Origin of the sequence: Paenirhizobium cremeum, assembly GCF_022884085.1 — a bacterium.
Classification (GTDB): domain Bacteria; phylum Pseudomonadota; class Alphaproteobacteria; order Rhizobiales; family Rhizobiaceae; genus Allorhizobium; species Allorhizobium cremeum.
The window spans coordinates 167681-179922 of record NZ_JAGGCS010000001.1 but is presented as its reverse complement, the minus strand read 5'-3'; the positions used below and the strand labels follow the sequence as shown (position 1 = coordinate 179922).

Here is a 12242-nt window from a genome sequence, read left to right as displayed (position 1 = left end):
TGTCGCAAACGACTGCTTGCATGGCTGCCTGCTTGCTGTAGAACCGTTTGTGTCAGGTGCCCGCGGACTGCCGCGGGAGAATCGGGAAGCCGGTGGAATTCCGGCACGTGCCCAACGCTGTGAGGTGGATGCTCAGCCGCTGGACCCCTTCGGGTCCGGACCACTGGCCGAAAGGCCGGGAAGGTCGTGCGGAGCAGATGAAGCCCAGTCAGAAGACCGGCCTGGCGGGATAGACTCGCCCTGCGTGGACGGCAGGCGGTTGCAGGCATTGTTGGGGATATGACGATGCGCAACGACGAACCTAACGATCATCTCGTAACGGCAGGCGCCTTTTCCGCCGAGGAGCGGGAGGCTGTATATCGTGCCATTCGCAGCCGCCGCGACGTACGCGACCAGTTCCTGCCGGAGCCCTTGCCGGACGAACTTGTCTGGCGCCTGCTGCAGGCGGCGCATGACGCGCCCTCGGTCGGTTTCATGCAGCCCTGGAATTTCCTGGTGGTGCGTGATGCGGCCCGGCGGGAAGCCGTCTGGCAGGCATTTTGCCGGGCCAATGGCGAGGCGGCGGCGATGTTTTCCGGAAAACAGCGCGAGACCTATCAGGCGCTGAAGCTCGAAGGTATTCGCAAGGCGCCGGTCGGCATCTGCGTGACCTGTGATCCGACCCGGGGCGGCCCGGTTATCCTGGGGCGGACACACAACCCGCAGATGGACAGCTATTCGACGGTCTGTGCCATCCAGAACCTTTGGCTTGCGGCCCGCGCCGAAGGCGTCGGTGTCGGCTGGGTCAGCATCTTCCATCAGGCCGACCTCAAATCCATCCTCTCGATACCCGATCATGTCGAGGTCATCGGTTGGTTCTGTCTCGGTTATGTCGACAGGCTGTTCGATCAGCCTGAATTGGCGGTGAGAGGCTGGAGGCAGAGGATTCCGCTGGAAGAGTTGGTGTTCGAGGAGGAATGGGGCGCTCGCCGCGACGGCGCCGCAAGCGGCTGACTCGGTCGTCGTGCAACGGGCGACTTGCTGGCGCGTTTCCAGTGAAAACGTAGTCACCTCAATACCTTATCCGTTTATTTTCAAGCTGTTCCGGAAGAAGGGCAAGTGCCGGTCTTGGCGGCATCGCTCTATTGCTGCGGCTGCGGTCCCGGCGCTGCCGGATGCCTCAGGTCGATCTTGCCCTGGTCGGGGGCAAGGAAGGCGGGGCCGACGCGGCGGATCCTGCTGTTTTCCGGATCGTAGGGGCGTTCGGCCGGTGTCGAGGACGCCTGTTGCGAGGGGGCGGTTACAGGGTCCCGAGGCTTTATCTCGATGATCGACGAGTTGTCGTTCGGAATGGTCCCTGCGGCTCCGTTTGCCCGCATCTTTTCGTAATAGGCCGAGAGATTGCAGCCGCAGGCCGCCTTTTCGCCGCTCGGGCGGTTCAGATAGGAAAACGCGGTCGGCAATTCCCGATAGGGTCTGCCTGTTTCGGCCGAGACCATGTCGGAACTCTCACCTGAAAGCATCGAATGATAGTAGAGCTCCGTTTCCACCCCCGGACACATCTGCTGGCAGGTATCGGCGTCCCGTCGGAAGTTCATCGGCGAGGTGTTGGACGAAATCGGGAAGAAACCGCCGTCGCAGGTGCGGACGCAGAGCGTGCGGAGGTTTCCCATGCCGGTGGCGCTCTCAAGCGCGGCGGTCATCCGGTCATCCGTTCCGTCTGACGACAGAGGTTCCGCACGCTCCTGCGGTTCCTCGTTGCAGCCGTTCGCATCGAGGGCGGCAAGAATGCGTGCCCTGGTTGCCTCGTCGGGGCCGCTGTTGCGCAGAGCTTCCAGCTTGCCGGCGAGATCGCGCTTGTTCTCTTCCATCCTGGCAAGAGCCGTTGACAGGTCCGAGCAGTCATTGCCGCCGTCGGAGCGGATGACCACGATCGCCGAGGTGTCGCAGCGCAGGCGGCGCATGTCCTGCCGGGTCTTGCGGATCTCGATATTCTGTCGGGCTATCGCACTGGAATACCGGCGGAATTCGCTACTGTTGGCGATGATCCTGCTGCCCGAGGCGAGTCCTTCCCGCAGTCTCTCGCAGACGTCCGAGGCCTGGACGGCAAGCGGCTGACAGGCCAGAAAGGCGGCGAATGCCAGCAGAAATCGTTTCTTGCCGCGCTGCAAATCGTGTCCCCGGTCAGCTCTGTTCCACTTCGGCTCATATCCGATGAGCCTATAGGTAATCTGACCATAATTAGCGAGTGACGAAGTGCCAACCGGGAACACTTATTTGTGTTAACGGGCCTTGTATCTGCGCCCGGGCCGTGCGTCAGGCCGCACGCGCGCGGTCGAGCGCATAGGCTTCCTCGAGAACGCGACCGTCGATGGCGGCGATGGCCTTCATGCCAGCCAGCATCTCCGTATCGATTTCCCATCCGACCGCAACGGCGAAGACCGAACCGATCCTCTGTGGCTCGCCGATGCGTTCGCCCGGGCATCCCATGCGCCGGAACATGCGTTCGAGGAAGACGTCCGTGACCGTGACGATGTGCGAGATGCTGGAAGCAAGGCAAAGTTCGCCCACCCCGCACATCAGTTCGGCGGCGGCCACGGTCACCTGGTTGGATGCTCGGTCCTGGGAAATTTCCGGCTCGATGCAGAAACGGCTGGATTCCCAGACCGAGGCGCTGCGGATCTCGGGTTCCCCGCCCAGAAGAATGGGAAAGGTGTCGTCCAGCATATTGGGGCCGAGGGTGGGCAGCAGCCGCAGCGAGCCGCGCAGGCGGCCCTCGGGCGAATAGGAGAGAACGTAGACCGGGTTGGCGTCGTCATAGTGGTCGATCTCCCAGTCGCCCTTCACAGAGACGTCCCATTTCAGCAGGTCGTGGAAGACCCGCTTGCGCAGGGTGTGCATCTCGGCGATCTCGGCCGAATGACTTTCGCGGTTTGCGGCGGTAATAATCCTAATCATGGCGCTTTCCTTCCATAGTTGGAGAGGAAAAAATGCCGTACCGCCTAGGAATTTAAACTGTCGGTAGTGACAGTGCAAAATTATGCAATTCTTGATTATTATTGCGGCCCCTGACTACGGGCTATGGGACGCTAGCTGTCCTTCGAGCCGGTAATCAGCCCGCGCCAGACGGCTTCCGCCACGGCCTGGGTATTGGTGGCGACGTTCAGTTTTCTTCGGGCATTGGACATGAAGAACCGCACGGTGCGCTCCGAAATGCCGAGGATCATCGCGGTTTCCCAATAACTCTTGCCGGCTGCCGCCCAGGTCAACGCTTCACGTTCGCGGGTCGTCAGCTGGTATTGTCGCCGGCCGGTCATCGAGCGGGGTGTCTGGCCATCGACGAGAGTGGCGTGGAAACGGGTCGCGAGGTCATGCAGGAAAGGATCGTTGTGGCGCCTGAAGCGTGCCCATTCCGTTTCCGGCATGTCCGCATTGACGGCCAGAAGGGCCGAGCGTCCCTCTCTTGCCACCAGAGGATAGACGGCGCCGCGCGGTGCGATGGCAAGCTCGGCGACAAGCTGCTGGAATGTTTCGAGACCAACGGTGTGCGTGGCGATCCAGGACCAGTCGAGCACCCCTATCGCGCCGAAGGCCTCCTGAACCGGTGGGCGGGTGATCCCTGCGGGCAGGGCGTTGACGGCGCGAACCGCAGCCGGCGCGAAAGTGTGGTGCAACCGGTGAAGCCTGGCCCCGGCCGGGGTTATGGACGCTTCGGCGTAGAGCAGATTGGCAAGGCCAAAGACCTTCTGTATCCTCTTGAAAAACTGTTGCGGTCGAACGCCCTTTTCACTCTCTAGCCAGTCCAGCAGGTCGAAATAGCCGCCCTGGTTCGTCATTCTGAAACCCTGAAATTACGTGGGTCGAGATTGGGCGGAGGGGTGGCCGTTGTCCAGCCGAATTTTAGGGGGCATTCATGGCGGGCAGCCGTGACCCGCGATCCCCGCCGCCGGGCGGCGGGGATATCATCATCTGCTTGTTCAAGGGCTTGTCTCAGCCGGGCTGTGACGCCTCGACCACGGCGAGTGCTGCCATGTTGACGACACCGCGCGAGGTGACCGAAGACGAGAGGATGTGAGCCGGAAGTGCCGCGCCGAGAAGGATCGGGCCGACATGCAGGGCATCCATCATCGTGCGCACGATACCGAGCGAGATGTTTGCTGCATCGAGATTGGGGAAAACCAGCAGGTTCGCTTCGCCGGTCAGCGTGCTGTTCGGCATGGCCCGCTTGCGCAGGCTTTCCGACAGCGCCGAACCGCCCTGCATTTCGCCGTCGACTTCCAGTTCCGGCGCCTGCTCGCGGATGAGTTTCAGGGCGTCGCGCATCTTGCGGGCGCTTTCGGAATCGCGTGAACCGAAATTGGAATGGGTGACGAGGGCTGCGCGTGGCGTGATGCCGAAGCGGCGGATTTCCTGTGCCGCGAGGATCGTCATTTCGGCGATTTCCGCGGCCGAGGGATTATAGGTCACGAAGGTGTCGGTGAAGAAGATCGCGCCGCGCTGGGAGATCAGCAGGCTGAGACCCGAGAAGGCGCACACGCCGGGCTTCTTGCCGATGATCTGATGGACATCGCGCAGATGGCGGTCGTAGCGGCCTTCAACGCCGCAGATCAGCGCATCGGCTTCGCCGCGCTTGACGGCAAGCGCTCCGATCACGGTGTTGTTGGTGCGCACGATGGTGCGGGCGGCTTCCGGGTTGATGCCCTCGCGGCCGACAAGGGCAAAATAGTCGTCGACATAGTCGCGGTAGCGCGGATCGTCTTCGGGATTGACGAGGTCGAAATCGACGCCAGGGCGGATACGCAGGCCGAAGCGGTTGAGGCGGGTTTCGATGATCTGGGGGCGGCCGATCAGGATGGGCCGTCCGGTGCCTTCCTCGAGAAGCACCTGGGCCGCGCGCAGCACGCGTTCGTCTTCGCCTTCCGCGAAGATGACCCGTTTCTGGGTTGCCTTCTTCGCCGCGGTAAAGATCGGCTTCATGACGAAGCCGGAGCGGAAGACGAATCGGTTCAACTGGTCGAGATAACTGTCGAAGTCCACGATCGGGCGCTTCGCCACGCCGCTTTCGGCGGCAGCGCGCGCCACGGCCGGCGCAATTCGCAGGATGAGCCGTGGGTCGAAGGGGGACGGGATCAGATAGTTCGGGCCGAAGGTCGGGGTTTCGCCCGTATAGGCGCGGGCCGCGACCTCGGAGACTTCTTCGCGCGCCAAAGCCGCGATGGCGCGCACGGCGGCCATCTTCATCTCTTCGTTGATGGTGGTCGCGCCGCAATCGAGCGCGCCGCGGAAGATATAGGGGAAGCAGAGGACGTTGTTGACCTGGTTGGGGAAGTCGGAGCGTCCTGTGCAGATCATCGCGTCCGGGCGGGCTTCCCGTGCGAGATCCGGCATGATCTCCGGCGTCGGATTGGCCAGCGCCATAATCAGCGGCTTTTCGGCCATTTTCTCCAGGAGTTCCGGTTTCAGCACGCCGGCGGCGGAAAGCCCGAGGAAGACATCTGCGCCATCGATGGACTCGGCCAGGACGCGCTTGTCGGTTTCCTGTGCATAGACCGATTTCCAGCGGTCCATCAGCACCTCGCGGCCGACATAGACCAGGCCTTCGACGTCGTGGACCCAGATGTTCTCGCGGCGCGCACCAAGCGTCACCAGCAGGTTGAGGCAGGCCAGTGCGGCGGCGCCTGCGCCGGAGGCGACGATCTTCACCTCGTCGATCTTCTTGCCCGCCAGTTCCAGACCGTTCAGGATGGCGGCGGCGACAATGATCGCCGTGCCGTGCTGGTCGTCGTGGAAGACCGGGATGTTCATCTTTTCGCGAAGCTGGGCTTCCACCTCGAAGCATTCCGGGGCCTTGATGTCCTCAAGGTTGATGCCGCCGAAGGTCGGCTCCAGTGCCGAAACCGTCGACACCATGGTGTCCACACTTGCGGCGTCGATTTCGATGTCGAAGACGTCTATGCCGGCGAACTTCTTGAAAAGAACCGCTTTTCCCTCCATGACCGGCTTGGAGGCCAGCGGGCCGATATTGCCGAGACCGAGCACGGCGGTACCGTTGGAGATGACGGCGACGAGATTGCCGCGGGCGGTGTAGTCGGCAGCGGTCTCAGGTTCGTCGCGGATCGCAAGGCAGGGAGCGGCCACACCCGGGGAATAGGCGAGCGCCAGGTCGCGCTGGTTGCCCAGCGGCTTGGTCGCCTGAATCTCGAGCTTCCCGGGACGGGGATAGCGGTGATAAAACAGGGCCTGTTCATCGAGATCCGCCGTTGCGGTCGTCGGCTGCGGCTTGTTCTTTTCGGGAGCGTTCATCGGGTCCATCGGCATCGTCGTTTCAGGTTATCGAAATCCCTGAATACACCAATTGGCTTCCGGTGGAAGTCCCATTCGGTTCCTATCGCAACCGCATTGCCGACAGTGCACCGGCGATGGCCGGACGGCGGACCCGATCCGGCCATCGCGGCGCTTTGCCGGACCTGCATCGGCCGGTCCGACATGCGCCATCGGAGGCATGGCGTTCGCCAGTGGCGGTGGCGAAAACCGATGATCCGAGGGGCGGGTATCAGACTGACGGCGTGATGACCGGCGGCAGCGAGGTGGGACCGATGCCGTATTTCGATTTACCGGACGGGGTGCTGCCTGTGGTTTCGCTTGTGGTCTGTGCGCAGGCCGCGAGTGTCATGACCAGGCCCAGTGCGACGATCAGTTTCTTCACGGATTTTCTCCTTGTCGGGCCTTTTTCGGGAGAACGATTCTCATGACCCGGGATGAGATGTTGATGTGTAATCAGTTCCGGTCTATATTGAACACGAATGTTCAAAAGTCAACACGAGCGTCTATTTGACGCAGGCGGCATGAACGGGGCTGCCCTAAGGAGTTCAATGTGGTATCGCCCAAAGAGAATCCGGTATTCCGTCGGTTGGCCATTGTCGCCCGTCCAGGGGCGAGGAAGGAAGGCGAAGGCTTTCCGGGGGTGATATGAGACCGGTTGTCTCTCAATTGCGATATGAAAAGGTTTCAGGCGGATTCTGTTGCCGGAATGATCGTCGGATGAAGCATGTCCGGCCGGCGGCCATGGAGGGTTCCTTCACGTGACAAATGTAAAATGCCGTATCTATGACGCCGCGATGCGGCTTTTTTCCCGAAAAGGGTCCGATCGTGTGACGATCAGCGACCTTGCGGAAGAGGCGGGCGTTGCCCGCGGGACGGTTTACAACACCATACCAGATCCCGGCATGTTGTTCGAGCAGATCGCCGGCGACCTGGCGGATGAAATGCTGCTCAAGGTGCGCGCCACCTTGGAAACGATAAGCGATCCTCCCCTGCGGCTGGCCTGCGGCATCCGGCTTTTCATTCGCAGGTCGCACGAGGAGCCGCAATGGGGCCGTTTCATGGTTCATTTCGGCTTCAGCAACCGGACGCTTCAGGGGCTTCTTGCGGGGACCTCGGGCGAGGATCTCAGGTCGGGGATCGAGAACGGCCGTTATACGATCCCGCCGGAGCAGGCCAATTCCGCGCTGGCGATCATTGGCGGCGCGACGCTTTCCGGGATGATGCTGGTGCAGGAGGGTTACAAGACCTGGCGCGATGCCGGCAGCGAGGTCGCCGAACTCGCTCTCGTGTCGCTCGGGGTGGAGCGCGGGGAGGCGGGGCGCATGTCCCGGCATCGGCTGCCGGAACTCATCTGACGGCAGCTTCTCGTCGCACCTTCCTCCCCAGAAGCCGACCGGGCAGGGTATTTTGCCCGGTTTTGTGCGGTCCCCTGTCGCATATCCCCAACATGTCATCATCCTGAAACACGAGTCTGGTTTGAGCCAGTTCATGATTTCATGAGGCGAGATCCAGAGGATGGCGACCGTGAGTGGGCAGACGGAAACGCGGCATTTCAGAACCCTTTTCATTTCCGACGTGCATCTGGGTTCAAAGGCGGCGAAGACCGATTTTCTTCTCGATTTCTTGCGGCAGCATGAGGCCGACACGATATTTCTCGTCGGCGATATCGTCGATGGCTGGCGGCTGAAGCGGAGCTGGTACTGGCCGCAGGACTGCAACGACGTCGTGCAGAAGCTGCTGCGCAAGGCGCGCAAGGGAACCCGTATCGTCTATATTCCCGGCAACCATGACGAATTCCTGCGGGGTTTCCCGGGCACCCATTTCGGCGGCATCGAGGTCGCCGAGCGCATGATCCATGAAACCGCCGACGGCAAGAAATATCTTGTCCTGCACGGGGACGAGTTCGACGTCGTGGTGCGCAACGCGCGGCTTCTCGCCTATCTCGGCGACTGGGCCTATGACACCGCCATCGCGATCAATGTGGTGCTCGCCGGACTCCGGCGCCGGCTTGGGATGCCCTACTGGTCGTTTTCCTCTTGGGCCAAGCAGCAGGTAAAGCAGGCCGTCAACTTCATCGGCGAGTTCCAGCGCGTGGTGGCCGAGGAAGCCCGTCGAAACGAGGTCGACGGGGTGATCTGCGGCCATATCCACCATGCCATCATGGAGGATATCGACGGTATCCATTACATCAACACGGGCGACTGGGTGGAAAGCTGCACCGCCATTGCCGAGCATCCGGATGGCCGCTTCGAGCTGATTTCCTGGGGGCATCTCGTGGGCGCGGCCAAGCCCGCCAAGCAGCTTGTCATGGCGCCGGTTCCGCTCGCTCTCGCGCCGGTCAAGCAGGATACCGGCGAGGATGTCCGCGCCGCGTGAGGACGTTTGCCGTCCGGTCGGCGGAATGACCGGTTTTTGTTGTGGTTTTGCTGCACCTAACAATCTTTAACTCCGGTTAAGGATTTCATCCTCGTGCGGTCCGGCTATACTGCGAGGAATCGTATTTCGCGCAGGCGGCCGTCACCGGCGAGTGCGCATGGCCAAAGCGTAGAAGTCGTCGGGACAGTGAAGCCGGTTCATCCAGAAAGCGCGTCGATCGAGATACACGACCTGCCCGATCGGGCAGGACGGCGGGTCGAGTTGCGTGGGGTCTGGCGCAACAACAGCCTCGGTGCGATGCTGCACGATGCGGGCCGCCTGGCTGACGGCGAGGCCGGCATCGTCGAAATCGATCTCTCGCGCATTTCGGCAATGGATACCGCCGGTGCGTGGCTGATCCGTCGCTTCCTTGCCAAGCAGAAGGCTGAAGGGGTTTCCGTCGCGGTGACCGGCGGCACCGAAGCCATGCGGGAACTCATTTCCGCCATGCCGGAAAAGGTCAACTCCCCGGGCAAGGGTGAGGCCAGGGGGCCTCTCTTCCAGCGCTTTTTCGCGCCGATCGGCGAGACGGTGGTTGAGCTCTGGCAGGACTTCGTCGCCATGATGTTCGTTCTGGGTTCGGCGGTGCGCGGCGCCCAGACCAAGCTTGGCCGGGGTAGCGGCGTTTCGCCGGCGTCCGTGGTGAACCAGCTCGACCACATGGGTGTTAGGGCCGTTCCCATCATCGTGCTCATGTCCTTCCTGATCGGGGCGATCATTGCCCAGCAGGGTGCCTTCCAGCTTCGCTATTTCGGGGCGGAAGTCTTTGTCGTCGACCTCGTCGGCATCCTGCAACTGCGGGAAATCGGCGTATTGCTGACCGCGATCATGATCGCCGGCCGGTCGGGCAGCGCGATCACCGCCGAAATCGGCTCGATGAAGATGCGCGAGGAAATCGACGCGCTGAAGGTCATTGGCCTCAATCCGATCGGGGTCCTGGTATTTCCGCGGCTGGTGGCGCTGACCATCGCCCTACCGCTTCTGACCATCGTTGCCAACTTCGCGGCCCTTTACGGGGCGGCACTCGTCGCCTGGGCCTATTCCGATATCACCTTCGATGTCTTCACCGGCCGCCTGCACGATGCGGTCGACTATTCGACCATAGCTTCGGGCATGATCAAGGCGCCTTTCATGGCGCTCATCATCGGCATCGTGTCGGCGGTCGAAGGCATGAAGGTGGGGGGCAGTGCGGAATCGCTCGGGCAGCACGTCACCGCGTCGGTGGTCAAATCGATCTTCGTCGTCATCCTCGTGGACGGGCTTTTCGCCATGTTCTACGCCGCAATCGACTTCTGAGGAGGGGTAATGGCTGACAGACCCTCCGGCAGGCAGAAGCGCGAGGCGGTGCTTTCCGTACGCGACCTGACGGTCGCCTTCGGGGAGAAGGTCGTGCTCGACCATCTCAATCTTGACATCTATCGCGGTGAAATCCTCGGTTTCGTTGGCGCCTCCGGCGCCGGCAAGTCGGTGCTGATGCGCACGGTGCTGCGGCTCTTGCCACGGCGTTCCGGCTCGATCGAAATTCTCGGCGCCGATTATGACAAGGTATCCGAGGCCGAGCGGATGATGCTCGATACCCGGCTTGGCGTGCTTTTCCAGCACGGCGCCCTGTTCTCGGCGCTGACCGTCAAGGAAAACATCCAGCTTCCGATGCGCGAATATCTCGATCTGCCGAAATGGCTGATGGACGAACTCGCCTATCTGAAGATCGAGCTGGTGGGACTGGACCCTGATGCGGCGGACAAATATCCGTCCGAGCTTTCCGGCGGCATGATTAAGCGCGCTGCCCTTGCGCGAGCGCTTGCGCTCGATCCGGATCTCGTCTTCCTGGACGAGCCGACGTCGGGGCTCGATCCGATCGGTGCCGCGGAATTCGACGAATTGATCGCGCGGTTGCGCGACACGCTCGGTCTTACCGTCTACATGGTGACGCATGACCTCGACAGCCTGTTTTCCGTCTGCGACCGCATCGCGGTGCTGGGACAGAAGCGGGTCTTGGTCGAAGGAAGCTTAGACGATATGCTCGCCTGCGACGATGCATGGGTGAGGTCGTATTTCAGGGGCAAGCGCGCCCGTTCCATTGAGAGGCCGGCAGCTCCGGCGCAAAATCCGGTGAGTGACTGACCTATGGAAACCAAAGCCAATTACGCCATCGTCGGTTTTTTCACGGTGCTCGTCATCGCGGCGGCATTCGGTTTCGTCTACTGGATGGCGGAATACGGTCGCGGCGGCCCGGTCGCGCCGCTTGCCATCCGCATTCCCGGCTCCGCAAACGGCCTGAGCATAGGCTCACCGGTGAGGTTCAACGGTATCGCCGTCGGCTCGGTGCGCAATCTCTACATCGACAAGCAGGACCCACAGTTCTCCATTGCCTTTACCGAAGTGCGTGCGGACGCGCCCGTTACCACCTCCACGAAAGCCGTCCTGGAAATCCAGGGGCTGACGGGGGCCGCCTATATCGAGCTTTCCGGTGGTAATGCGGCAGACGAAAACATCCTGGCCAAGGCGATCTCGACCGGCGAGCCGGCCGTCATCATCGCGGACCAATCGAGCGTGACCAACCTGCTTGCGACCGCCGACAAGATCCTGCAGCGGGCGAACAGCGCAATCGGCGAGTTGCAGGGCTTTATCGAGGATTCGAGGACGCCGCTCACCAATACGGTGAAGAATGCGGAGACCTTCTCCAAGGCTCTCGCGGACAATGCCGATGGCATCGACAAGTTCCTGGAGAGCGTCAGCGCGCTGTCTGAATCCGTCTCGGGTCTTTCCGGACGGCTCGACTCGACCCTTGCGGCGGCCGAGGATCTGTTCCGGTCGCTCAATTCCGAAAAGATCGACAAGATCCTGACCAATACGCAGGAGGCGACCGCGAATTTCGCAGACGCCTCCAAGAAGATCGCGCCGGCCATCGACGGTTTCCGCGAGACCGCCTCCACCTTCCAACAGTTCGGCGTGCATGCAGACGAGACCCTCACGAAGGTCACCAAGCTCATCGATGCGGTGGACAGCCAGAAGGTCGGCCGCGTTGTCGACGACGTTTCCGTTGCCGCCGCCGATGCGCGAACCGCCGTTGCGGGGTTCAAGGATCTCAGCCAGAGCGTCACCAACCGGCGCCAGGATATCGATCAGGCGATCACCGATTTCACCCAGCTTGCCAACAAGCTGAACAACGCTTCCGAGCGGGTGGATGGCATTCTGAAGAAGGTCGACGGCATTCTCGGCTCGGACGACACCAACTCCCTGACGGTCGAGGCGCGCAAGACACTGGAATCCATTCGTGTCATGGCCGAGAACCTGAATGCCAGGATCGGTCCGATCGCCGACAACCTGACACGGTTCTCTGGCGGCGGTCTGAGGGATATCCAGTCGCTCGTCACGGATACGCGGCAGACCATGCGCGATCTCAACGATGCGATCACCAACTTCGACCGCGACCCGCAGCGGTTGATTTTCGGCGGCGAAACCGTCAAGCAGTATGACGGACGGACTCGGCGGTGAATGATGATCGAAGGCCGAAAGGACAG

At 61.8% G+C, this 12242-nt stretch carries 11 protein-coding genes and 1 riboswitch; of the genes, 6 read left to right on the top strand and 5 right to left on the bottom strand.

Translation table 11 applies throughout. The features are described 5' to 3' along the window. The first annotated feature begins 37 nt into the window (after nt 1–37). Nucleotides 38–239, top strand: a riboswitch (cobalamin riboswitch). A gap of 46 nt (nt 240–285) precedes the next feature. After that, the gene (bluB, locus tag J5N58_RS00855; RefSeq protein ID WP_244709175.1) at nt 286–993 is read left to right on the top strand and encodes a 5,6-dimethylbenzimidazole synthase; all 708 of its coding nucleotides are present in this window, start codon (nt 286–288) and stop codon (nt 991–993) included. A gap of 128 nt (nt 994–1121) precedes the next feature. Here the strand turns inward: bluB and J5N58_RS00850 are convergent, their stop codons facing one another. The 5 genes from J5N58_RS00850 to J5N58_RS00830 form a co-directional block, all read right to left on the bottom strand. After that, a complete protein-coding gene (locus J5N58_RS00850; protein ID WP_244709173.1) occupies nt 1122–2150 on the bottom strand; it encodes a DUF2865 domain-containing protein in 1029 nt (342 codons plus the stop codon). Nucleotides 2151–2295: 145 nt separating this feature from the next. Continuing rightward, on the bottom strand, nt 2296–2937 hold the full coding sequence (locus J5N58_RS00845; protein WP_113340178.1) for an acyl-homoserine-lactone synthase: 642 nt from the start codon (nt 2935–2937) through the stop codon (nt 2296–2298). A gap of 131 nt (nt 2938–3068) precedes the next feature. Beyond that, nucleotides 3069–3815, bottom strand: coding sequence for a helix-turn-helix transcriptional regulator (locus J5N58_RS25885; protein WP_280519872.1), 747 nt, complete (start codon nt 3813–3815; stop codon nt 3069–3071). A 154-nt stretch (nt 3816–3969) separates the two neighbouring features. Beyond that, nucleotides 3970–6282 carry an NADP-dependent malic enzyme gene (locus J5N58_RS00835; RefSeq protein ID WP_112828266.1) on the bottom strand — a complete coding sequence of 771 codons (2313 nt, stop codon included), beginning with the start codon at nt 6280–6282 and terminating at the stop codon, nt 3970–3972. A gap of 250 nt (nt 6283–6532) precedes the next feature. Further along, nucleotides 6533–6685: a hypothetical protein gene (locus J5N58_RS00830; protein WP_162708179.1), complete on the bottom strand. Its 153-nt coding sequence runs from the start codon at nt 6683–6685 to the stop codon at nt 6533–6535. A gap of 376 nt (nt 6686–7061) precedes the next feature. Between J5N58_RS00830 and J5N58_RS00825 the strand changes: the two genes are divergently transcribed. The 5 genes from J5N58_RS00825 (at nt 7062) to J5N58_RS00805 (ending at nt 12216) form a co-directional block, all read left to right on the top strand. Beyond that, on the top strand, nt 7062–7658 hold the full coding sequence (locus J5N58_RS00825) for a TetR/AcrR family transcriptional regulator (protein ID WP_244709170.1): 597 nt from the start codon (nt 7062–7064) through the stop codon (nt 7656–7658). A 160-nt stretch (nt 7659–7818) separates the two neighbouring features. Next, entirely contained in the window at nt 7819–8679 is an 861-nt protein-coding gene (locus tag J5N58_RS00820; protein ID WP_244709168.1) for a UDP-2,3-diacylglucosamine diphosphatase, read from the top strand. Nucleotides 8680–8865: 186 nt separating this feature from the next. Next, on the top strand, nt 8866–10014 hold the full coding sequence (locus J5N58_RS00815; protein WP_244709166.1) for an ABC transporter permease: 1149 nt from the start codon (nt 8866–8868) through the stop codon (nt 10012–10014). Between the two features lie 9 nt (nt 10015–10023). Further along, nucleotides 10024–10842, top strand: a complete 819-nt coding sequence (locus J5N58_RS00810) for an ABC transporter ATP-binding protein (RefSeq protein WP_112828156.1) — start codon at nt 10024–10026, stop codon at nt 10840–10842. A gap of 3 nt (nt 10843–10845) precedes the next feature. After that, nucleotides 10846–12216 (top strand): MlaD family protein, encoded by a 1371-nt coding sequence (locus J5N58_RS00805; protein WP_112828157.1) that lies wholly within the window; start codon nt 10846–10848, stop codon nt 12214–12216. Nucleotides 12217–12242 lie beyond the last annotated feature (26 nt).

What these genes read in the sequence shown, in the direction of transcription:
- bluB (WP_244709175.1), top strand. Translation starts at nt 286, where the DNA reads ATGCGCAACGACGAACCTAACGATCATCTCGTAACGGCAGGCGCCTTT.
- J5N58_RS00845 (WP_113340178.1), bottom strand. Translation starts at nt 2,937, where the DNA reads ATGATTAGGATTATTACCGCCGCAAACCGCGAAAGTCATTCGGCCGAG.
- J5N58_RS25885 (WP_280519872.1), bottom strand. Translation starts at nt 3,815, where the DNA reads ATGACGAACCAGGGCGGCTATTTCGACCTGCTGGACTGGCTAGAGAGT.
- J5N58_RS00835 (WP_112828266.1), bottom strand. Translation starts at nt 6,282, where the DNA reads ATGAACGCTCCCGAAAAGAACAAGCCGCAGCCGACGACCGCAACGGCG.
- J5N58_RS00820 (WP_244709168.1), top strand. Translation starts at nt 7,819, where the DNA reads ATGGCGACCGTGAGTGGGCAGACGGAAACGCGGCATTTCAGAACCCTT.
- J5N58_RS00810 (WP_112828156.1), top strand. Translation starts at nt 10,024, where the DNA reads ATGGCTGACAGACCCTCCGGCAGGCAGAAGCGCGAGGCGGTGCTTTCC.
- J5N58_RS00805 (WP_112828157.1), top strand. Translation starts at nt 10,846, where the DNA reads ATGGAAACCAAAGCCAATTACGCCATCGTCGGTTTTTTCACGGTGCTC.